22 protein-coding genes and 1 riboswitch are annotated in these 21,725 nt (G+C 49.5%); of the genes, 10 read left to right on the top strand and 12 right to left on the bottom strand.

Annotated features, from left to right (window positions below):
• Positions 1-7: 7 nt before the first annotated feature.
• Positions 8-1,159: a KamA family radical SAM protein gene (locus JRJ22_RS08700; protein ID WP_206104095.1), complete on the bottom strand. Its 1,152-nt coding sequence runs from the start codon at positions 1,157-1,159 to the stop codon at positions 8-10.
• Between the two features lie 136 nt (positions 1,160-1,295).
• Positions 1,296-1,438, bottom strand: a riboswitch (cyclic di-AMP (ydaO/yuaA leader).
• Positions 1,439-1,862: 424 nt separating this feature from the next.
• Here JRJ22_RS08700 and JRJ22_RS08705 point away from each other — a divergent pair.
• The 4 genes from JRJ22_RS08705 to JRJ22_RS08720 all read left to right on the top strand — a co-directional run bounded on the left by JRJ22_RS08705 (position 1,863) and on the right by JRJ22_RS08720 (position 4,726).
• Entirely contained in the window at positions 1,863-2,534 is a 672-nt protein-coding gene (locus JRJ22_RS08705) for an HAD family hydrolase (RefSeq protein ID WP_206104096.1), read from the top strand.
• 55 nt (positions 2,535-2,589) lie between these two features.
• Positions 2,590-3,786, top strand: coding sequence for a mannitol-1-phosphate 5-dehydrogenase (locus JRJ22_RS08710; protein WP_332461394.1), 1,197 nt, complete (start codon positions 2,590-2,592; stop codon positions 3,784-3,786).
• 175 nt (positions 3,787-3,961) lie between these two features.
• A complete protein-coding gene (locus tag JRJ22_RS29705; RefSeq protein ID WP_408637888.1) occupies positions 3,962-4,216 on the top strand; it encodes a four-helix bundle copper-binding protein in 255 nt (84 codons plus the stop codon).
• A 117-nt stretch (positions 4,217-4,333) separates the two neighbouring features.
• Complete coding sequence (locus JRJ22_RS08720; protein WP_232381080.1) at positions 4,334-4,726, top strand: DUF1259 domain-containing protein; 393 nt, start codon at positions 4,334-4,336, stop codon at positions 4,724-4,726.
• Between the two features lie 184 nt (positions 4,727-4,910).
• Here JRJ22_RS08720 and JRJ22_RS08725 read toward each other — a convergent pair whose 3' ends face one another.
• Positions 4,911-5,759 carry a manganese catalase gene (locus JRJ22_RS08725; RefSeq protein ID WP_206104100.1) on the bottom strand — a complete coding sequence of 283 codons (849 nt, stop codon included), beginning with the start codon at positions 5,757-5,759 and terminating at the stop codon, positions 4,911-4,913.
• 216 nt (positions 5,760-5,975) lie between these two features.
• Here JRJ22_RS08725 and JRJ22_RS08730 point away from each other — a divergent pair, with 216 nt between their 5' ends.
• Entirely contained in the window at positions 5,976-7,544 is a 1,569-nt protein-coding gene (locus JRJ22_RS08730) for a ClC family H(+)/Cl(-) exchange transporter (RefSeq protein WP_206104101.1), read from the top strand.
• A gap of 54 nt (positions 7,545-7,598) precedes the next feature.
• On the opposite strand, the gene JRJ22_RS08735 is transcribed toward JRJ22_RS08730, so the two are convergent.
• From JRJ22_RS08735 to JRJ22_RS08745, 3 genes are read right to left on the bottom strand one after another with little or no spacing between them, the layout of a single operon-like run.
• Positions 7,599-8,051 (bottom strand): DUF305 domain-containing protein, encoded by a 453-nt coding sequence (locus tag JRJ22_RS08735; RefSeq protein ID WP_206104102.1) that lies wholly within the window; start codon positions 8,049-8,051, stop codon positions 7,599-7,601.
• 12 nt (positions 8,052-8,063) lie between these two features.
• A complete protein-coding gene (locus JRJ22_RS08740; protein ID WP_206104103.1) occupies positions 8,064-9,767 on the bottom strand; it encodes a glycoside hydrolase family 13 protein in 1,704 nt (567 codons plus the stop codon).
• Between the two features lie 36 nt (positions 9,768-9,803).
• Positions 9,804-10,589: a glucose-1-dehydrogenase gene (locus JRJ22_RS08745; RefSeq protein WP_206104104.1), complete on the bottom strand. Its 786-nt coding sequence runs from the start codon at positions 10,587-10,589 to the stop codon at positions 9,804-9,806.
• 260 nt (positions 10,590-10,849) lie between these two features.
• Here JRJ22_RS08745 and JRJ22_RS08750 point away from each other — a divergent pair, with 260 nt between their 5' ends.
• Positions 10,850-11,299 (top strand): MarR family winged helix-turn-helix transcriptional regulator, encoded by a 450-nt coding sequence (locus JRJ22_RS08750; protein ID WP_206104105.1) that lies wholly within the window; start codon positions 10,850-10,852, stop codon positions 11,297-11,299.
• Positions 11,300-11,311: 12 nt separating this feature from the next.
• Entirely contained in the window at positions 11,312-11,632 is a 321-nt protein-coding gene (locus tag JRJ22_RS08755) for a DNA-directed RNA polymerase subunit alpha C-terminal domain-containing protein (protein ID WP_206104106.1), read from the top strand.
• 63 nt (positions 11,633-11,695) lie between these two features.
• Here the strand turns inward: JRJ22_RS08755 and JRJ22_RS08760 are convergent, their stop codons facing one another.
• Genes JRJ22_RS08760 through JRJ22_RS08785 form a run of 6 tightly spaced genes read right to left on the bottom strand, consistent with a single transcriptional unit; the run spans position 11,696 to position 18,390 of the window.
• On the bottom strand, positions 11,696-12,826 hold the full coding sequence (locus JRJ22_RS08760) for a YheC/YheD family endospore coat-associated protein (RefSeq protein WP_206104107.1): 1,131 nt from the start codon (positions 12,824-12,826) through the stop codon (positions 11,696-11,698).
• A complete protein-coding gene (locus JRJ22_RS08765) occupies positions 12,808-13,326 on the bottom strand; it encodes a GNAT family N-acetyltransferase (protein ID WP_206104108.1) in 519 nt (172 codons plus the stop codon). The genes JRJ22_RS08760 and JRJ22_RS08765 overlap by 19 nt, the downstream gene beginning before the upstream one ends.
• Positions 13,327-13,351: 25 nt before the next feature.
• Positions 13,352-14,464, bottom strand: a complete 1,113-nt coding sequence (locus JRJ22_RS08770) for a YheC/YheD family endospore coat-associated protein (protein WP_206104109.1) — start codon at positions 14,462-14,464, stop codon at positions 13,352-13,354.
• A complete protein-coding gene (locus tag JRJ22_RS08775) occupies positions 14,461-15,834 on the bottom strand; it encodes a YheC/YheD family endospore coat-associated protein (protein ID WP_206104110.1) in 1,374 nt (457 codons plus the stop codon). Before JRJ22_RS08775 ends, JRJ22_RS08770 begins: the two co-directional genes overlap by 4 nt.
• Positions 15,835-15,863: 29 nt before the next feature.
• On the bottom strand, positions 15,864-17,015 hold the full coding sequence (locus tag JRJ22_RS08780; RefSeq protein WP_206104111.1) for a YheC/YheD family endospore coat-associated protein: 1,152 nt from the start codon (positions 17,013-17,015) through the stop codon (positions 15,864-15,866).
• A 10-nt stretch (positions 17,016-17,025) separates the two neighbouring features.
• Positions 17,026-18,390 (bottom strand): YheC/YheD family endospore coat-associated protein, encoded by a 1,365-nt coding sequence (locus JRJ22_RS08785; protein WP_206104112.1) that lies wholly within the window; start codon positions 18,388-18,390, stop codon positions 17,026-17,028.
• Between the two features lie 237 nt (positions 18,391-18,627).
• On the opposite strand from JRJ22_RS08785, the gene JRJ22_RS08790 reads away from it, so the two are divergent.
• Positions 18,628-18,969 (top strand): YlbF/YmcA family competence regulator, encoded by a 342-nt coding sequence (locus JRJ22_RS08790; RefSeq protein ID WP_206104113.1) that lies wholly within the window; start codon positions 18,628-18,630, stop codon positions 18,967-18,969.
• Positions 18,970-19,067: 98 nt separating this feature from the next.
• Here JRJ22_RS08790 and JRJ22_RS08795 read toward each other — a convergent pair whose 3' ends face one another.
• Positions 19,068-19,643, bottom strand: a complete 576-nt coding sequence (locus JRJ22_RS08795) for an LURP-one-related family protein (RefSeq protein ID WP_206104114.1) — start codon at positions 19,641-19,643, stop codon at positions 19,068-19,070.
• Between the two features lie 181 nt (positions 19,644-19,824).
• Here JRJ22_RS08795 and JRJ22_RS08800 point away from each other — a divergent pair, with 181 nt between their 5' ends.
• Together JRJ22_RS08800 and JRJ22_RS08805 are read left to right on the top strand one after the other, a co-directional pair.
• Positions 19,825-20,109, top strand: a complete 285-nt coding sequence (locus JRJ22_RS08800; protein ID WP_054939856.1) for a hypothetical protein — start codon at positions 19,825-19,827, stop codon at positions 20,107-20,109.
• A 167-nt stretch (positions 20,110-20,276) separates the two neighbouring features.
• Positions 20,277-21,611: a DRTGG domain-containing protein gene (locus tag JRJ22_RS08805; protein ID WP_206104115.1), complete on the top strand. Its 1,335-nt coding sequence runs from the start codon at positions 20,277-20,279 to the stop codon at positions 21,609-21,611.
• Positions 21,612-21,725: the final 114 nt, after the last annotated feature.

The following is a 21,725-nucleotide window of genomic DNA, read 5'->3' on the forward strand; positions in this document are numbered from 1 at the left end:
GCAGTTTTTAGGTCGGTTTCTGACAAGCGACAGTAATAACACTTTCCACGTTTTTTCTTGCTGGTTTGCTCCAATGCTGTTCATTTCCTGGAAGGTCATCGAACCATTCTGCATCATCGGGACAATCCAGAATCATGAACTTGCCGTATTTTTGATCTCTTGACTGATGGTATTTGAGATACGCCTTGCCCTGGTCAATTGCCAGAATTTCTATTTTGCCGGAGGAATGGCTCATAGATAACCGTACTCTTTTACCTAGTCCAGAGGTTCTTGCCTTAGCTTCTTCTACAATTTGATAAACACGGGCAAGCGGCAGTACAAATTCCCGGTTGCCGGCGACCGGACGGTTAATAAAAAAGTAATAAGGGGTAACACCTGCCCAGGAAAGCCGGTCCAGGAGTTCTCCCAAAACAACAGGATTATCATTAATGCCTTTAAGGATCGGTGTCTGATTGACGACAATTGCGCCAGCATTATGGAGGGCTGAAAAGGCTCTTTTTGCTTCTTCTGTAATTTCCCGGGGGTGATTAATATGAGCCATCACATATATCCGTCTGTCTTTGGTGGAGTGGGACCGGATTAGCTCGAGCAGTTCATTGTCCTCGGATATACGCATTGGATTATATACGGGGATTTTGGAACCGAGACGGATAATTTTTACATGATCAATGGCTCTTAATCTCTCAATGATTGAACGAAGTTTGGGGGTGGAGAGGATTAAACTGTCTCCGCCGGTAAGAAGCACATTGTTTATCTCCGGATGGTTAGCGATATACTCCAGACCTGGCGAAACATCGGACACTGCTTCTTTGACATCATTACGGAATAAACGCTTACGGAAGCAATACCGGCAGTAAGCCCCGCAGACTTCGGATACGATTAGGAGAGCTGTGGTCTTGTATTTATGCTGGCATCCGGGCACAACATAATTTGTATCCTCATCTGAGGCGTCCCAGCGCCCGTACTCCGTTAGTTCACCTTCACCCGGAATCACGAGCTTTCGAATAGGGTCTTCCGGATTGTCCCAATCAATCAGTGAAAGATAGTAATCATTCACTCGAAATACAAATTTGTCCGTGACTACCTTAAGTCTCTCCTTTTCCGGCCCAGAGATCATCTCAATCTTATTGATATCCGTTATGTACCTTACCTTTTCCAAATAAATCTCTCCTTTAATCTCATTTGTGTGAGAAGGAGGGAGCCTTGGTATCAATAGCCTAACTGCTGCCAGCAGGGTCAAAACAGCACAAAAAGAGACCCTTAGAAAAGGGTCTCTGTGATGTAAGTTACAAAAAAGCAGACCCATCCACTACTGACGAGGTTAGCTGACGGACTCGGGTAAGATGGTACCCTACACTCTAATTTGAATGATTCGCCCCAATTGACTGGTTCCCCCGCTTTCCAGCTGTAAATTCTGGAAATTAAGCGTAGGTAAAGTATACCCATGTTGCTTTGAAATGTCAAAAGTATTCCCGCACCTTTTAATCGCTTATTTTTTGAGCTCAAAAAATTTTTTTCTGGTTACTCTCGTCCACCTGGGACAGAGAAATAATTCCAGGCAGTTGCGTTTCTGTTCGGTAATTGCGTAAATCCTGCTGTCCCAAGGGTTTCACGTTCTTACAGAGACAGTTAAGGGAATGCCGAAACAGCTTGTTCGTTCCGTCAGTAGACTGCCAATTTAACATCACTGCAAGCGCTTTCATATCATGTAAAGCTTTCTGCCGCGCTTGACGTATTTGGAAATCCTTTGTTATGGTTTTTATAAGCAAAAGCCAGCAAAACCGGCCTTTTGTAGAACTTCGCCCCTGTTTTGCGTAAGATATTCTAACCCAACCAACTAAAACTGAGGGAGATGATTGAGTTTGATCAAGGGTATCATATTTGATTTTGATGGAACGATTATCGACACCGAAACGGCTTGGTACACGGCATTTAGTGAGGCTTACGAAGAGCATGGAGTAGAATTGACGCTTGAACAGTACTCCACCTGTATCGGAACCAGTTTAAACACCTTTAATCCGTACGAATATCTTATGACAGATTTGAAGCTTCCTATCGACAAGGAGGATTTCAAAAGAGCTGTTCAGCAGAGACATAGTAAACTTATGGAGCTTGAGACGATACGTCCGGGAATCCAGTATTATTTGGATTCAGCCAAAGAAGTTGGGTTGCGTATGGGGCTGGCGTCCAGCTCATCTATGGAATGGGTGGAGAAATATCTGGATCAATTGGGGATCCGGCATTATTTCGAGTGTATACGGACGTCGGATCATGTTGAAAATGTGAAACCGGACCCTGAATTATACAATCAGGCTTTAACTTGTCTGGGGATTATGCCTGATGAGGCTGTGGCTATTGAAGATTCACCGAATGGGTCTAAGGCAGCCGCAGCAGCGGGGATGAACTGTGTCGTTATCCCCAATAATATTACAAGTTTCCTGGAGTTTGAACCCTCGCATCACATCATAGAAAGCTTAAGTCACCTCGATTTTGATCATGTCCTTACCCGTCGCTGCTTCCAGAAAACTGGTTAAAGAACGCTGAAACCGAAACGAATCTTAATACAAGGGGGACGCCTTATTGAGAGCAGTGCATTTTGGCGCTGGAAATATTGGCAGAGGGTTTATTGGTCCAATGCTGTCGAAATCAGGCTACAAGGTTTGTTTTGTCGGACGGAATAAGAAACAAATCACTCAACTGCAGAAGCGTGGTCAATATCAAGTGACTTTGGCCAATGAGGACCGGGACAGTTTTATAGTGAGTAATGTAACAGCGATTCATATAGGGGAAGCTGATGATGTGGCAAAAGCTATAGCGGAGGCTGAAATTGTAACAACGGCAGTGGGAATATTGGCACTCAAGGATATCGCCAGTTCAATAGCCAGGGGAATAGAGCTCAGACTTAAAAGCGATAATCCTAAACCGCTTCATGTGTTTGCCTGCGAGAATGGGATTAAGAGCAGCAGGAGATTAAAGGAATCCGTATATCTTCATCTGAAGCACTCCTTCAGAGAAAAGGCAGACCACTGCATAGCTTTTCCCAATGTTATGGTGGATCGGATAGTACCTGTGCAAAAAAATAAAGATTCGCTTGAAATCCTTGTTGAGCCTTACAAAGAATGGGTTATTCCCCGCAGTGAGATAATGAGTGGATATAACGAAATCCAAGGTGCTCACTATGTCAATTCTTTAGATCCGTACCTTGAGCGAAAGCTATATACCGTAAATACAGGGCACTGCTGCGCAGCTTATTTCGGTTATCTGGAGGGATATAGCAGTATTCAGGAGGCAATGTCCGATCCTGGAATCCGATCCCGTGTACGAGGCGTTCTTCAAGAAACCGGGGCATTACTTGTACATTTATATGGGTTTGATCCTGCAGCGCATCATAAATATATAAACAAAATGATGAAAAGGTTCGAGAATCCCCATTTTAATGATTCCATCACCAGGGTTGCACGTTCCCCGCTACGAAAACTTTCTCCTACTGAACGGTTAATTCAGCCTGCCATGCTCGCCTTTAAATATGGATTAGAAGTTAATTATCTTGTTCGCGCTATCGCTTCAGCACTGTTTTTTGACTACAGAAATGATGAAGAGGCTCTGCAGCTTCAGGAAGCAATCCGGAAATTTGGGCTCAGTGAAGTTATTTCTACGATGTTGATGATACCGGCAGATCATCCGCTTCATGGACAAATCATAGGAGAATATCATAAAATCCGCTTGCAAAATCCTCATATGACCGGTAGCAGCTTTGAATCCATGATTAATAGTCTTCGTCTTTAAATTCTGATAACAACGTCCCTCTCTATATTTATATGGAGAGGGGCTTAGTTTTGCAGAAAGGTGATGGATGATGTTGAATATTATTGACGCTTGCCGGAAATGTGCACTTGCTTGTGAAGAATGCTTAGTTTTTTGTTTGGAGGAAGCGGATACAGATGCCCAATCCAGGATGAAAATGATCGAGGCTTTGAGCGATTGCATAGATTTTTATAATATATCAATACGTTATTTGATTAGAAACAGCGGCTTTTCTAAAGCGATTTGCCAACTCTGCGCCGACATTAGTTCTGAATGTGCAACAGCTTGTGAGCAGCTTACAGGCACATGCTACCAGAGTTGTGCTCAAACCTGTAGAGAATGTGCGGAAATCTGTCACAGAATCACTGAAGTGGGAAGTATCATTCCTGTCAATGCCATGCTATTGCATTAAGATTAATATAACCTTGTAAAATGAAACCAAGAGAGAATTACTAAACAAAAAATTACTATACTGCACTTCTGCTTATTCCTGCGCATACACTAGAAAAAAGCCCAGGAGATGATACAGTTGTCTGATATTCAAAACCTTTGCAGCAGCTTTGCAGGTATTCTTGGCGGTGAAATGTCAGTGAAGCACGGAGCATGCATTGTTGAAAAGAATCGTCACCACATTCCAGTAACCATTGCGGGCAGACCTTCAGGAAGAGTTATGCATTCCTTATGGTCTTTTGAAAGTCTTGACCCTTCAGGGAAAGCATTAGTATTAGGGGAAACCGCCTTGCTGGAAGAAGAAGTTTTTGAATTCACATCCACACTGCAAAAGTATGGTATTGTGGTCAGCGGGTTACATAACCACTGGTTAATGGATCGTCCGCCGCTTCTTTATGCCCATTATTATTTCATTGGAGATCCATTAAGTTTTGCTGCCGGTGTTGCTGAGGCCTATCAACATCTGAAGTAATCCATTCTATTGATTACGATTTCTAACAGCCGTTCTTAGTAGGGAAGCCCGGCAAATGGAACGTTGTTCTATTTGCTGGGTTACCCATATTCTTCGCTGGTTATAATAAAAGACCTTAGTCCTCTATGGTTCAGGACCAAGGCCGCTTTTAATTAATTAAGATAAACTGTCTTTCGTGTTTAGTTTATAATTGCCCTTTATTTACTACATACGGTCCCGTACCCGGTATGGAATGCTGATGATCCGCCGGAGGGTTCAGCACCGGAATACCGCCCATCGCCTGTGGTTTTGGAACGTATTCGAAATTCCCCGTACCATCAGGCAGCGGCCCGTTAGCCCAGGCTCCCATGCTGCTCTCCTCACCAGCCGAGAAATTCATGAATTGACGTGTCGCCGGTTCCACTGTTAATTCGCGCGGGAATGAAGCAGGTGCGATTGGACCATCAATCGCTTCTATTTCCTCGATGGCTGCGAGCCACTGGTTCTGGTGCATAATATCCCGGGAGATCATGAAATGTAACATTTCACGTACCCCGGGATCTGTTGTTTGCTCATATAAGCGAACCACCTGAAGCAGTCCTTGAGATTCAGCATTCAGATTGGCACGGAAGTCTGCCAGTAAATGTCCGCTGGAGACAATGTAGCGGCTGTTCCACGGAAAGCCGTTACTGTCCGTAGGTACGGCTCCGAGACCGGATACAATTGCATGCTGCGGATTCATACCGCCCAGAACGGAAGCGATCAGCGGATCCTTGGCTGCTTCGTCTACCTGATCAACAGGCGCCCCATCCAGAAGCTGGGCAATCATTGTACACAACATTTCAACGTGACCGATTTCCTCGGTCCCTATATCGAGAAGCATATCACGGTATTTCTGCTCTGCACGGCAGTTAAAGCCCTGGAACAAATACTGCATCATAACGGACATTTCACCGAACTGTCCGCCAAGCACTTCCTGCAGTTTTCTTGCGTATACCGGATCCGGTTTTTCAGGTTTTGCACGAAATTGGAGTTCCTTGATGTGGAAAAACATATGGTTGCCTCCTTTATCTATGGTGTTTTTTTACTTCCCTTCTATGTTTACCCTTGCCAGTTTCAACTTAATCATCCAGCTGACAGGTAGGAGTCTGCAGTTTTATTAGTAAACGTCCATGTGAACATTCGCTAAATCTTGTCATTGATAGTATGGAATTCATCTAATTGGACTGTTAATATATTATTTACGTCAAAATAAAAGAAGGTCCTGGTAATGAGTCAACATTCGATCCGCAGGCTGCTGGATACTTGGTTTGATTTCAAGTTTCGTCTTTTGGCAGGCGGTATTGCAGTAGGCGTACTTTCCGGTACGGTGGTTGTCCTGTTTCGTTTTGTTTTAGAAGAAGCGCTCAAGCAGTCCTTAGTATTTTACCAGTATCAGAAAAATCACATGTGGCTTGTACCCGTATGGCTGGCGGTTTTGGTTATAGCAGGATGGGGTACGGGAATGCTTGTGAAGAAGCAGCCCGGTATTTCGGGAAGCGGCATCCCCCAGGTCAAAGCTGTTCTGCAGAACAGGATGGAATTGACCTGGTGGAAAGCGTTAAGTGCCAAGTTTGTCGGTGGGGCCGTGAGTATCGGAGCCGGATTATCTTTGGGCCGGGAAGGCCCTTCGATTCAAATCGGAGCCCTGGTAGCGGAGGGGTTCAGCCGATTATTACGTAAATCGAAGACAGAAACGCAGATCCTTATTACCTGCGGGGCAAGTGCGGGACTGTCGGCAGCCTTCAATGCACCAATCGCAGGCGTTATTTTCGCCTTGGAAGAAGTGCACATGAATTTTTCACCACTCATTATGATCTCTGCTTTAACCTCGTCGCTTGTCGCCGATTTTGTCTCGAAGGAGTTTTTTGGACTCACCCCGGTTTTTAACTTTTCTGGTATTGGTACGCTGCCGCTGCTAAATTACTATCATTTGGTTTTACTGGGTATTTTAGTTGGTGTTTCAGGTATTCTGTTTAATAAAGGCCTATATTTCTTTCAGGATTTGTATCCAAAAATAAGTTGGATTCCTTCGCAGGCCCGTCCGGTCGTACCGTTTATTCTGGCTGGGGTTCTAGGATTAACGCTCCCATCTGTTTTGGGAGGAGGAAATGGTTTGGTCAATCAATTGGTTTCAAGTCCTTATTCCTTTAGTTTTTTACTCCTTCTCCTGGCTGTGAAATTCCTGTTTACTATGGTCAGTTACGGCTCATCCGCACCCGGAGGGATCTTCCTTCCAATGCTGGTCATTGGCGGATTGATTGGAACCCTTTATTGCCAAATTGCAAATGGCTTGATGGGAGGGACTCCTCTAGATGAGTCCTATTTTTTGATCGTTGCCATGGCCGGGTTTCTGACGGCAAGCTTGAAGGCGCCTATTACGGGCATCATCCTGATTACAGAGATGACAGGCTCCTTTACGAACCTGCTGCCGATCGGGATTGTTTGTCTCGCAGCTTACATGACGGCCGAAGCCTTCCGTTCCTTGCCTGTTTATGAAGTGCTGCTGGAACGATTTCTAAACGGAAAGAGTACCGTTAGTAAAACAGATTCTGCTAAAGTTATTCTTGAGATTCCGGTCCATCAAGGCTCTATGCTGGATGGAATAAGCATCGGAGCCTTTCAATGGCCGGCGCACTGCCTAATCGTGTCCGTTAAACGGGGGGCGGAAGAAATAATCCCTTCAGGGCGTTTGGTCATACATGCAGGGGATTCATTGGTGATTCTAACCAGCGACAAACAGTCTCCGATTGTTCTCGAGAAGGTGAGACAGGTTGCCCATGTTAGTTCATTAGCGTAGCTTCGGTAAAGGATATAAGAGCAGCTGCTTATCGGGCAGCTGCTCTTATAGTACTTACTTATTATTATTCAGTTCTCGAATCAGCTCTTTCATTTCGGCGATTTCTCTCCGCTGGGATTCAATAATTCCGTCCGCGATCTTCCTTACTCTGGGGTCAGAAATATTCGCCCGTTCGCTTGTCAGAATAGCGATCGAATGATGGGGGATCATCGCTTTCATCCAGGCAACGTCACCTACGGTGGCCTGGCTACGAACGAGCCAAAGCGACAGTGCAAAAACAACAACACCGGCTCCGAGGATCACGGAATTGATTATCCGCTTCGGATACATCTTCCACATAAAGAGAAGCATGACGATAGTCATGGCAGAGCCCATTATCAAAGCCATGTACATACGGGTTTGGCTATTATAGATGTGATCGATTTGGAACACATTAAGATACATGAGGCCATACATAATCATTGTAGAAACCGCAATCATAACTCCGAATTTCGCATACATTTTCATCTGTATTCCTCCTTAAAGAGATACCTTATAAACTCTTGCCTCATAAGGCTCAAGGTTCAGAGAAGACAGTGTCACACCTTTCCGGGCTTCATAGTTGGAGATAAGAAGTTCTTTAACAGCTGCTCCAAGTTCTTTTGGCCATGTAAAGACGGCCTGCTCGTCGGAGAAATTCAGGAGAATGAGCATCTGTTCCTTTTCTAGCGTTCGGGTATAGGCATAGATGTCCGGATCGATCGGCTGCAGAAGCCGGTATTCACCATACAGAAGCGCCTTGCTGTTTTTGCGCAGCATGATCATTCTTTTGTAATAGTGAAAGATCGAATCAGGATTCTGTCTCTCTTGCTCTACATTGATCTCCCGGTAATTGGGATTCACTTTAATCCAGGGCACTCCGGTGGTGAATCCGGCATTTTCCGATGCGTTCCACTGCATAGGTGTTCTGGCATTGTCCCGGCTCTTTTTCCAAATTGCCTTCAGAATCTCGTGGTCGGAGAGACCCTTCACCTTAGCTTGTTCATAATAATTGAGGGTTTCGACATCCCGGTAATCCGCGATAGAAGGGAAATGAGCATTAGTCATGCCGATCTCCTCACCTTGGAAAATGTACGGTGTTCCTTCGAGCGTAAGCATAAAGGTGGCTAGCATTTTGGCGGATGTGGTCCGGTATTGTCTATCATTACCGAAACGCGAGACGGGTCTGGGCTGATCATGGTTGCCTAAATAATTCGCGTTCCAGCCTTTTCCATGAAGTGTAGTCTGCCAACGGCTCATGATCTTTTTCAATTCGGGTACCGTCCATGATCTTGACTGCCATTTCCCAGTACCCGGTGCTGCCGCATCCAAGTACATATGTTCAAATTGAAAGACCATATTCAGTTCGTGGCGGCCGTCCCCAACGTATTCCAAAGCCTGCTCGGGACCAAGACCCGATGTTTCCCCAACGGTCATAATGTTATAGTCCATGAGCACTTCTTCATTGAGCCTCTTTAGCATTACATGGACTTTCTCCAGATTGGAGAAGAGCTGATAGGCTTGGACTACTGTTAAATGCTGCGGGTTATCCGCATCGGGTAGCCCTTTGGCTTTGACAATATGGGCGATGGCATCAAACCGGAACCCGTCCACCCCTTTTTCCAGCCACCAACGAATCATCTGGTACAGCGATTCAACCACCTGAGAGTTTCGCCAGTTCAAGTCCGGCTGATGTTTAGAGTAGAGATGCATGTAATATTCACCGGTCTTCTGGTCGTACTCCCAGACCGATCCGCTGAAATAAGACTCCCAGTTGTTGGGGAACAGCCCGTTTTTGCCTTCTCTCCAGATATAGTAATCCCGTTTCAGATTATCCTTGGAACTTCGCGATTCTTTGAACCAGGGATGCTGATCTGACGAATGGTTAAGGACCATATCCATCATAATTTTGAGTCCTCTCGCATGTGCTTCGCACAGCAGTTCATCGAAATCGGCCATTGTTCCGAACGCCGGGTTGATCGCATAATAATCGCTGATGTCGTATCCGTTGTCCGCTCCTGGCGATTCGTATATAGGACAGAGCCACAAAACATCTACGCCGAGTTCCTTCAAGTAATCAAGCTTGGAGATGACTCCCCGGAGGTCGCCTTTTCCATCGCCGTTTGAATCCATAAAGCTAGCTGGATAAATTTCGTAGACGACGCACTCTTTCCACCATTTCTCCTTCGTTACTGTAGCTGTCATAACAATCATTCCTTTCGAGACTGGAGGTTGTGCGGATTATCCGTTGCCGCCCTGGAAGGAAGGGTACTTCGTCATCCCGCCGTCCGCAAAAATAGTAACTCCCGTTACATAGCTGGATTCATCCGAAGACAGCCACGCCGCCACAGCCGCGATTTCATCAGGTTTACCGATATAGCCGAGCGGTACCATCTTTTCCAATGCTGCCCTTGCATCCGGATCCGCAAGTTTGACCGCATTGATTGGTGTTTCAATGGCTCCAGGCGCAATATTATTGATGCGTATTCCTTTAGGGGCGAATTCCAGCGCCAGCGTTTCCATCATCAGCTTGATTCCTCCTTTGCTGGTCGCGTAGTGAACAAAATGGGGCCACGGAATTTGTTCATGAACACTAGAGATATTGATAATTCTGCCTTTTATGCCGTGATTCAGCATATATCCGATCGATTCCCGGCATCCCAGGAAAGCCCCTGTCAGATTCACATCAAGCACTCTTCTCCAGTTCTCCAGCGTCATGTCCTCCGAATGAACTTCGTTCTCGATCCCTGCGTTGTTGATCATAATATCGACTGACCCGAAGGAGTCGTGGGCCAGACAAATCAGTTCTCGTATATCTGTTTCCTTGGACACATCGCCTTTCAGGCTGACTGCGTGACCGCCATATTCAGTGATTTCCTGAATGAGTGATTCTACACTTTCTTCTTTACTAAAGTAGTTAATGACAACATTCGCTTTTTCGCGGCCAAATCTTTGGGCTATCGCCCGGCCCAGGCCGGTAGACGCTCCAGTAATGACAACGGTGCGGCCTTCTAACTCTTTGTACATCTGTTCTCCTCCTTTCAAGCCTGTTGATTTTGATTAACAATGGCAGTGCTTGTTTATAAATTAGTAAGCTTGCCAACCATATTTTAAACACATGGATCAGAAGGGAAACAGTAGTTGGAAAATATGGATTAATTAGGATATGTAAAGAGAGCGATATAAGGAAATATAAAGGGGGGGTTGAGCAGGATCAAATTCAATAGCCGAATCTAAAAAAGAAATATCCATATCCTTATCAAGATGAATTCAAGGAGCTATTTCGTATGTCAAAACATCCGTCAGAGAAATTAGCTGTCATCTTTTACCGTGTTAACCGAAATTATCAATATCTCATGGCGCTTCACCTTAAACCGTTTCACATCACTCCGGAGCAGTGGAATGTGTTGAAACATCTGCAGGAGCAGGATGGACTTACACAAAAGGATCTAACCTATATGGCTGATAAAGATAAAACGACTGTTACCAGAATTATCGAAAACCTGGTGGAGCGGGGGGCAGTTACCAAATCGGTTAATTCCGAGGACCGCCGTTCTTACCGGATTTATCTTACGGATACAGGAAAAGAAATTATCCGTCAGGTGCAGCCGATTCCAGACCGATTGAACAGGGAGGTATGCAGAGGAATGCCCGTTGAACAGATTATTCAGTTAAAGCAGACGTTGGATCTTTTGCAGGAACAAATTAGGTTTGAAATTGAGCAATTTAATGGATAGGAGGATGGTCCTTTGGAGAAAAGTGTTTTTGTTAAGAAAGTTATCCGTAGCCAGGAGGCATTTAATTCTCTTCCCATCCAATGTCTGAAGGAAGCTGCTGGTGAGTACAATAGCAGGAGTATTTCACGAATAATAAATTCGTTAAAAGAAAATGGTTATCATACGTTTGGAGATGTTATAGACGCAACTTCTCTGGATTTAATAAATAGTCGGAATTTTGGACCGAGAGGTCTTGAGATTGTGACATCCCTAATGGATCAAATGTACGAACATCCGGAGTTAATAAGCAAAAATTTGAACGGTGGTATTTCTTGCCGAATAAAAACTGAATAAGAGCAAACAAGCGCCCCTCCAGCATGTAAGGAAGGGCGCTTGTAGTCTGTATAGCAACATTCTTCATTCCTCAGTCGACTTGACCGGGCTCGGCGTGTTCTTGTTCTTATACACCCACATCGCATACTCCAGCGGCCGCACCAGCGCTTTGCGGTAAGTACCGCTGTCGCCTGTGCGGGCGAATACCTCGCGGGCCGGCTTGGGGTTGACCTCCAGCACAAAGATCCGGCCCTGGCGGTCAATGGCGAGATCGAGCGCCAGCTCGCAGAGTGCCCCGAAGCTCTCCTCCAGGAACGCAGCGGCTTCGAGGCCGAGCTTTTCGGCTGATTTCATCGCTTTGGAAGCTTTCTCTTCGCTGCCCAGCCATTCCTTCAGCAGGACCTCCGCACGGATCGCATGACCGCCACCGTGCAGGTTCGAGGTGACGCTGCGGGCAGCGCCGACTCGGCCGGCCATGCCGGTCAGCTCCCATTCGCCCTGGCCGTTCTTTTGCACGAGCATGCGGTAGTCATGGAAACGTCCGCCGGGCAGACGCAGCGGGATGCCCTGCTGGACGAGGAAACGTCCGCCAAGGCACCACTGGCGGACGATGGATTCCAGCCGCGGGAGTGTAACCTTGCGCGGGGAAATAATCTGCCGGTTCTGGCGGCGGCCTTGAATGTCGTACAGGCTTTTCCCCTCTTTGAGCCGTTCGATCCGCAAAATGCCGCGTCCGCCCGTACCGTTAATGGGCTTCACATAGACCACCGGGCTGAATTTGAGCATCCGCTGCAGATCAGCCGAGGACTGATAAAGCAGCGTCTCGGGCATATGCTGGCGGAAGCGGCTCTTCTGCGAAAAGGTCTGGTGGATCGTCCATTTGTTGCGCAGCGGACGGTTCAGAAAGGTCAGGTGATTATAGCGGGAACGGAAGCGCAGGAGCTGCTCGAAGCGGGAGCTGCGCTGAATCCGGCAGCGATCATAGATCATATGGGGGAAGGATCGCCATTTGCGAGTCCATTTGCCGCTTGCCGGATCGTAGACCATGGCATGAATCAGCTCCTTGCCGGCATTGACATCGGCAGGGGTAAAGACATACACATCCAGGCCAATTTTTTTGCCTTCAATAATCATCCTCCGGTATACACTTCTCTCTTCAAGCTGTTTGGCTTCGTTCAGATACAGGGTGAGGATGCCTAAGACGGGTTCTGGCACAGGAGTTCACCTTCTTGTGGGAGAGTTGCCGCGCTGCTGCTGTCTTTCAGCGACCGCAGCAGCAGCGTGGGCTTGCCGGTAGGGCCACTGGTCAGGCCTACCGCGGCAAGCCCGCTGTTGAAGCACATCTTCAGGCTTGCCGGATTGTCACAGGCCACCTGGCATTCCAGGCGGCCCAGGCGCTGCAGCTGTGCTGATAGCAGCGCCGTTCCGGTATGACGGTTACGGTATAAGGGATGAACGGCAACCAGGCAGGCCTCCTTGCCGTAGCCGGACACAAAGCTGACGCCTGCCAGCTGGCGGCCGCTTTGGCCGCGGACGGTGGCAACCAGCAGCGAGACACCGGGTTCAGCCAGCTGGTCCGGCGTCAGCCTGCAGAGCTGGCGGCAGCCGCGAAGTGTGAGCCGCTGTTCCCCGTATTCCCGCAGGAATGCCAGCAGCCCACCGAGCTTCGAATTCCATTGCCCCGGACTAGTATCATAGATAGAGGAGATCTGCATGGGTGTCACTTCCTTATGAAGGATTCTATTTGCTCTGCCGGGCCAGATGCTGGCTGTATTGGAAGATCCGTTCAAGCGACAGCTTGCGGATAGCCGGCTCATCGAATTTCATCGGCCGGGAGTTAGCCTCGAAGAACCAGAGGCCGCCTTCCTCGTCAACACCGAGATCCATCGACATCTCGCCAAGCATGGCTCCTGAAGCCCGTTCAATCTGGCGGGCAATCAGGAGGGCAGTGGTAGGGACATTCTTCAGAATAGACGCTGCCCGCTCCGGGCCGAAGGTTCCCTCCAGCATGCTTGCGGGCTCCTCAATGCTTCCGCCGCGCGGCACATGCGTTGTAATGCTGCGTGCACCGGCCAGCCTTGCACCGATGCCGGTTACGGCCCAGGCACCTCTGCCGTTCTTCTGCAGCAGCACCCGCAGATCAAAGGGGCGTCCCCCGTGGGTAGCCAGCCCAATCGCCTGCTGCACGATATATTGCGAGATGCCTTTTTCTCTGCTGATCCGCGCCCACAGGCGGTCCATGGAAGCAGCCTTATAGGTTACGTTCTTTTTGCCGCTCTGGATCTGCAGCCTGTAGGGCAAGCTGATGTCTGCACGGTATTTTAACCGCATAATTCCTTTGCCGGCCTTGCCGTTCTCCGGCTTGAGATAGAGGCTGTCATGATTTTTCAGCATGGCGCTCAGCGTATTCGCACTGCGCAGCCGTCTTGTTTTGGGCACATGCCTTGCGGTCACCTTGGATTCCTTCAGCCATTCGAACAGACTCCATTTATTGAAGAAGCTCGGATTATACATCTGGATTTCTTCATGTTCCAGGCATTCGGCAATTTTACGGGCGACCGGAGCTTTTTCTTCCTCCTCACGGTTCGGAATCCGGTTGTAGATTACCTGCGGCAGAGGCATAGGGACGCTGTACCATATTTTCCCGCTGGCGGAAGGGATGAAGCCGTTCACCGTCCGCTCCTCAAACTTCAGGTCGCGGACGGTAACGACATAGACAAGATAGCCCATTTCTTTGCCGGTACGGATGATATCGCGGAAGTTACTGCGGTTACCGCGAAACTGCTTCAGCCTGTCACTGGTTGTCAATATGGCAATTACCGGTTTGCCGGGGTCAGGAGAGCGGGTATTCACAGTTCATCCCTCCTGCGGAATTTGCTGAGATACAGGCAGTGCTCCAGAATATGCTCGATGGAAGCTTTGCCCTCAGCGCGCAGGGAAGGATGGCGGAAGATGGAACGTCCCGGTTTGGCGTTAGCCTCGAACATCCAGATATCTTCGTCCTGGTCAATGCCAAGGTCAAAGCCGATTTCACCGAGCAGATGCCGGTGCTGAATTTCCAGTGACTCTGCCAGCTTGACGGCGGTTGTTTTGGCCCGCTGAAGCACTTCATCGGCTCTCGCTCCGAATACGCGGCCCAGCGCCTGCTGAGGGGTAAGCAGAGCTCCGCCGTTCTTAAGATGGGTGGTGACACTGCCCCGGCCGGCTTTTTTGGCTCCGATGCCGACAACAACCCACTGGTTGCTGCCGTTCTTATGCATATGGAAGCGGAAATCAATCGGGCAGGCGTCGATCTCGATCAGGCGGATACCCTGCTGGACGATATAGTTTTGCAGGTTTTGGCCATGCCGGGCGCGGAGCATGCGCATCAGGCTGTCAAAGCTGGTAAAGCGCAGGAGCACATTTTTACCGTTCTTACGGTAACGGGCGAAATACCCCTTCTTCGGCAGGTAAGTAAGCCGGTATATTCCGTGCCCGAGACTGCCGGCGGATGGTTTGTAATAGACGAAATGATGGCGGTCAAGCATATCGCGCATTTTCTCTGAGCTGGGGTTACTCACGGTTTCAGGGACATAGCGGTTCGCTGCGCCGTCGTTCTCCAGCAGCCGGTAGATATCCGATTTATTGAAAAAGCTCCAGTTGAAATAAGGAATTCTCTTCCGTCCGAAACGTTCGCGGAGCTGGTTGATATAAGGTGAGGTTTCGGCCCGGCGGCTCGGCAGACGGTTATACACGACATCCGGCAGCGGGACCATTTTACGTTCGAACTTGCCGCTGGCCGTCAGAAAAAAGCCGTTAACCTGTTCCTGCTGCCAGTCGATATCACGCGGTGTGAACGCAAAGATATAGCATTTATTGCTGCCTTCCCGCAGCAGCTGCTTGATGAAGCCGGTACGCGAACCGAAGGGATTCGCCGATGTGGTTGGCCCGTCAGACAAGATGCCGACCAGAGGACCTAGCTGCACCTCATCATTCTGCAGGTTGCGTAAGTAGACGCCGCCCGTTTTGGGCACCTTGATTGCGCTCTTCACTCCGGAGGCCAGGAACAGATGCTTTCCTGCCCGTTTGATGGGCTTAATCATGGCCGGGATGGCATCCTTGCCGAGACGCAGGCGGATATTTTTCTTGCCGGATAATTTCAGGCTTTTCATCAATTCACCCGAGACATAGACAACTCGTTGGGGCTGCTTGGTGAAATGCACATTGCAAAAAGTGAGACCCATTGATGAATCCTCCTTAGGAACCATTGATATCATTCTCCTGTCTGTAACGGAGCTGTCCGAGTGGCAAGTACGCGGCTTGCCGCTGAATGGAGCAGCAAATGACGCGCATAGCGCAGCGGGTTCTCGGTTGCGAGTCTAGCAGCCCGGCGGTCACCCGTCAGCCGGAACACCGTGCGCCCTGGCTTGGAATTGGCTTCCAGCAGATAGATTCTGCCTCCGGCATCAATGCCGAAGTCTAGGCCCAGTTCCCCGAGTCTGCCGCAGGATTCCTCCAGCAGGGGAGGCAGTAGAGCAGCTGCATCGGCAAGCTCTTCGAGCAGTTCTGCCCCGCTCTTTCCGTACTCTGCAAGCAGAAAGGGCAGTGGAGGAACCGCTGTCCCACCGCCGTGAAGGTTAGAAGTAAGTGCCCCTTGCCGGCCGAGCCGCACGGCCATGCCGGTTAATGTCCAGGCACCCCGTCCGTTCTTCTGCATCAGAACACGTACATCAAAGGGCTGGCCATCACTACTGGTCAAGTCCAGGTAAGGCTGTATAATATAGCGGCGCTTGCCGATGAAGCCGTGAACCCAATCCAGTCCTTCACCTGGCGTTCTGAAATCATGCCGGAAGGATTCATTCGCTTCACCGCGGCCGCGGATACTGATTCCGCCGCCTGCTTTGCTGCTGAGGAGCAGAACATGCAGCGTGCGTTTGCCGTGCGATCCTGCCACAGGCTTTAGAAATACGCCGTATTCTCTTTCTGCAAGCATAGTACTGAGAGCCTCTGTACCGGTATAAAGCCTGGTCTCAGGTAGCAGTGCTGCAGCTTTGCGGCTGCGGTGCAGGATCCCGTAGACTCCCCACTTATCAGGCAGCGGGCGGGACCAGGGGAGTGTGCGGTGGAGTGCAGCCATGGCAGCGGAAGCTGCTTTTTTTTCCTGCAAGCTGGAATACAGACAACGGTTATACAGGATATCGGGTGCAGATGCCAGCGACTGCTGCCATCGGGCGTCTTTCCAGACATAGCCGTTGATCGTTTGGCCGTCGATGGAGACACCTTCCGGGCGGAAGACAAGCACTTTCAGATCATACAGCGGGGCTGCGGCGCATAACTGACTGCAGAACTCCGGTTCTGCGATGGGAGGATACCCCTGGCGGCGGCCTGTCATAATGCCAAGGAACCCCGAAGCTGTGTCTGTCATGATGTCCTCCTTATAACCCGGCCAGATAACGGCAATATAGAATCATTTGTTTCACGGACGGTCTGATCTTCTGGTCATTAAGCGGTGTATTATCGTTTTTGGACGGCTTGGAGTTAACCTCCAGCAGCCAAATGCGTCCAGACTGATCCAGTGCGAGATCAATCCCCAGCTCCCCGAAGTGTGCGGGGATGTAAGTTTCGACTCCTCTGGCAATCGCCAGTGCCGCCCGCGGCAGCTGCACCTGCGAGCTTTCCTTCATTCCTGCCGGCAGATTGCTTTTGCCGACCGCCTCACGGACAGTGCTGAGCGTGCCGCCCCGCGCCAGATTCGAAACAAAATGGTTGCTGCCGGCTGTACGGGCGACTATGGAGGTGACCCCCCATTTGCCGGTGCCGTTCTTTTGCACCAGCGCCCGGAAATCTACCGGCCGCTTTCCAAGCTCCATTAGGGGAAGGCCCTGCTGAATCTGGTACCGGGTGGTCTTCATCTTAGGGGAAATCGACTGAAACAGCTTCGCCAGACTGGGATAGCTTTGTTTACGGGTGCCAAGAGCTGTGGTCGACAGCAGCCGGTAGCCTCCTTCTTCTTTGGAAATACGCAGAATGCCTTTTCCGAGACTGCCGCGCACAGGTTTCAGAAATACGCTGGAGTAGCTGTTACACATTCTCTTTAAGACAGCAAAGCCGTTAAAGGCATGGGATTCCGGCAAATAACGCTGCAGGGCGGCATCTTGTGCCAGTGCTTCAAATACCTCTGTCTTGTCTAGGAACTTTTCATTGAAGAAATGCGTTCCGTAGCGGGATTTTACATCCGCCAAAAAATGCTGTACGCTAGGTTTGTTCTCCACCTTTCGCGTGGTAAGCCGATTGTTGATCACATCGGCGACAGGAAGACTCAGCTTCCGCCAGCCCTCATCGTATACCCAGCCCTGAATCGAAGAGCTGCGTGTCTCCAGCGCTTCCGGGGTAAAGAAATATACATAGGCACCCTGCGCATGGCAGGCATTGGTAAGCTCACGGCAGAACATCGTGATCTGTCCGAACACTCTGTCCGGCTGGTCTGGATGGTCCCGGCTTACCAGCACTCCAATCAGCGGACCGAGCCGCAGGGTGCGGCTGCCGGAACTGTAGGAGGCATTCAGCATCGGCCGCCCTCTTAAGCCAAGCCGCCGGGCTAACCCTTCGTTTACGCGCAGGCTGTCGGCTTTGGGGACCGGGATGACAGTGACCTCCTGCCTGAATGAACCGAAGGTAAGCTGAATGGTTCCGTGTGCCGGTATTTTGAGCCTTTTCATGGATTTGTCGCCAAGCATTACAGCGTTTTCCTGCAGGATGCCCGAGTGGACCGTTTGGACCGGGATCTTGTACTTAGACATCGTGGATCTCCTTCCGGTAGGCAGCATGATGCCGGCAATATGAATCTTTAGGGTTACATATCATTCATCATATGGAGACATCTGACCCTTGGTGATTGACCTATTCTGTAAAAAGCCGTACCAGGCGGAATTCAAGGAAGCCCAGCTCACAAAACTTAAGCAAATGCTTCCGAAGCCAGTTTTGTACGAAGTAATTCAAGGAAGTCTATGCTCACAAAACTTTTAGGAGGAATCATCATGAACGTAATCGACAAAGCACACGAACTGGCAAGGGCCATCAAAGAAAGCACTGAGTTTTCGGATATCAGCAGTGCTATGAAGGTGATTGAAGCCGATCCTGAGAGCAAACGGATGCTGGATAATTTCCGCCAGAGCCAGATTGAGCTGCAGCAGCGGATGATGAGCGGAGAGATGCCGCCGCAAGAGGAAATGGAAAAAATGGAGAAGCTGTTCGAGGTGCTGAACCTGAATCTCGGCATCCGCCGGCTGTTTGACGCAGAGCGACGTCTAAGCGTTGTCATTGAAGATGTGAACAAGATTATTACCGACAGCCTGTCACAGATGTACGGTGGCCAGTAATCTGCCCCGTCCAAGTGACAGCAACAGAAAAAGCAGGGTGTTCCCCGGCCTATCAGGCTGGAGAGCGACCCTGCTTTTTTGTTGCCCAATGATGTATCTTAGTCCTGCTTACCCTCTACAGCACAAAGGAGAATACCTGCAGCCAGGCCGAGACGGCGGTCAAGCTGACCGGTCCGGTCCTCGGAAAAGTCCGCGATGATTTTGGTGACGAAGGGATTGAAGTTCTGCCTGTAGGCAGAGATGGCATTGCCGTCAAACTCGATATTATATTTTTGCGGGATCAGGGTGATGAACCGGCGCAGAAGCGCCATAAGTGTACTGTCTTCCTTTATCAGAGCCATTTCCTGGTCATGGCGGTCCAGAATTACCCACTCATCCTTCAAGATGGATTTAAGGCCCTTGCGGCGGAGTGCTCCCACATGCTCACCGGTCTCCGAGTCATGCACATCATAGGTTGCACTGAAATCGATCACACTGCGGGCTTTAATACGCAAAAGCTCCTTCTGCATGCTCTCATCGGTGTAGAGCGCAATATCCTCTTTTAGTTTAAACGCTTTCATTTGGGAGAAAAGGACAAGCTCCTCCGAACCGTTATAAATGTGCAGCTTGGCACCCATAATCGAAAAAACCTTTTTACGGATCGTGTATTCCTTGTAGCTAAATGCATGATTCAATGTCAATCGCCTCCTAAAAATTGTCTATATCATCTCATATGACAGCAGCATGTGCTATAGCATTTGCCTCAGGCCATAATTTTTTTGTTTAGACTTGTCTCATAATCCGGACACTCTGTTCATAGAGTAGAGATATAGATTTAAGTAGAACAACCTTTTGGGAGCGAAGGAGCTGTCTTGCATGAGAAAAAGAAACAAGTTTAAGCATGGCATGTATATGCTGATTGCGCTGGCTATGCTGCTCTATGCACTGCCGAAGCTGTCTTTTCAGGAAGGGCCCAGCTGGGTGCTGGGATTCGGCGTCGTCTGGTGTATCTTTGCCTTTCTGGTCATTGCCGCCCATCTCCATTTCATTATCGGGGTGGATGAGGAGAAGCAGAAGCAGCTGGAGGCGGTCCGCAAGCATAAGCTGGAGCAGTGGCAGGGCAAGTGGAATGAGGAATCCCGGGTGTCACAGCGGCTATAGAATATCTGAAAATCCCTGACTGCCGGTATGGGCGGTTCAGGGGTTTTTTGTGCATAAGAATCTCAGAATCAACTCTGAATCACCTGCAACGGGCTGTTGTACTCTGGTGTTCCCAGCGTGTATAATGAGTACAGAGTAGTACAGATCGGGGTATGGGGGTGTAACAGTTGGAAGGACAAGGCGATAACATTACGAAGCATGAACAGTTGCTGCAGCATATCGAAGGTCTCAAGGTTGGCACCAAAATCTCTGTCCGCAAGCTGGCGAAGGAAATGATTGTAAGCGAAGGGACAGCTTACCGCGCGGTGAAGGAGGCCGAGAATCTTGGCATCGTCATTACCAAGGAGCGGATCGGCACGGTCCGTGTGGAGAAGAAACCGCGGAATATCTCTGACCAGCTCACCTTCGGGGATGTGGTCGATATTGTCGAAGGGCATGTACTCGGCGGAGCGGACGGACTGAACAAGCATCTTCATAAATATATTATCGGCGCGATGAAAGTCGACGCCATGATCCGTTATATTGATGCCGACAGCCTGCTGATCGTGGGAAACCGCGATGATGTGCACTCGCTTGCCCTGGAGCAGGGAGCGGGGGTGCTTGTGACGGGCGGATTCGGCACCAGCCGCGAGGTTAAAGCGCTTGCGGACGAGCTGGATCTTCCGGTAATCTCCTCCAGACATGACACGTTTACAGTCGCATCGATGATTAACCGGGCGATCTTCGACAGGCTGATCAAGAAAAAGATTATGCTCGTAGAAGACATTCTCGAGGGCAAACCCCGCCTTAACACACTGAAGATCTCCAATACCGTCGGTGAACTCCGGCAGCTGTCACAGTCCAGCGGGGAGCAGCGGTTTCCGGTAACGGATGAATGGAACCGGGTCATCGGGATCGTGGGCCGGCGCGACGTAGAGGAGTTGAGCGAGGGACAGAGCATTGAAAAAGCGATGATTAGGAATCCGATAACGGCAGTCCTCCAGACCTCGCTCGCTTCTGCGGCGCAGATCATGATGTGGGAGGGGATCGACTTCCTGCCGATCGTGGACCGCAACCGTAAACTGGTAGGTTCGCTGACCCGGCGGGAGGTGCTGCAGAGCCTGCGCGATGTCAGCAATCAGCCGCAACTGGGGGAAACCTTTGACCATCTGATCTGGAACGGTTTTGCCGAAGAGCGGGATGAGGAAGGGCAGCTGTTTTTTCATGGCTTCATCACGCCTCAGATGGCGACCGATCTGGGAACTATTTCCGAAGGCGTGCTGTCGACGCTGATGACCCTTTCCGCCTTCAAGGCGGCCAAAGACATCACCGGGAACGACTATGTGCTGGACAACATGTCCACCTATTTCATCCGCCCGGTACAGATCGAGCATTCCATCATCGTCATGCCGAAGCTCCTGGAAATCAGCCGCCGTACCTGCAAGCTGGAAATCGAAATCAGCCACAACGATACGATGGTCGCCAAGGCAGTACTGATGCTGCAGTCGATTGATCACGGCTGACGGCGGCTTGATCTCATTAAAGCGGACAAGCTGCAATAAGAATGTGGCTCCATAATGACATTCCGAATAGACTAGCCCGGCAGTAGTCAGGGTTAGTCTATTTTTTACCATATT

Source organism: Paenibacillus tianjinensis (assembly GCF_017086365.1).
Lineage (GTDB): Bacteria > Bacillota > Bacilli > Paenibacillales > Paenibacillaceae > Paenibacillus_AQ > Paenibacillus_AQ tianjinensis.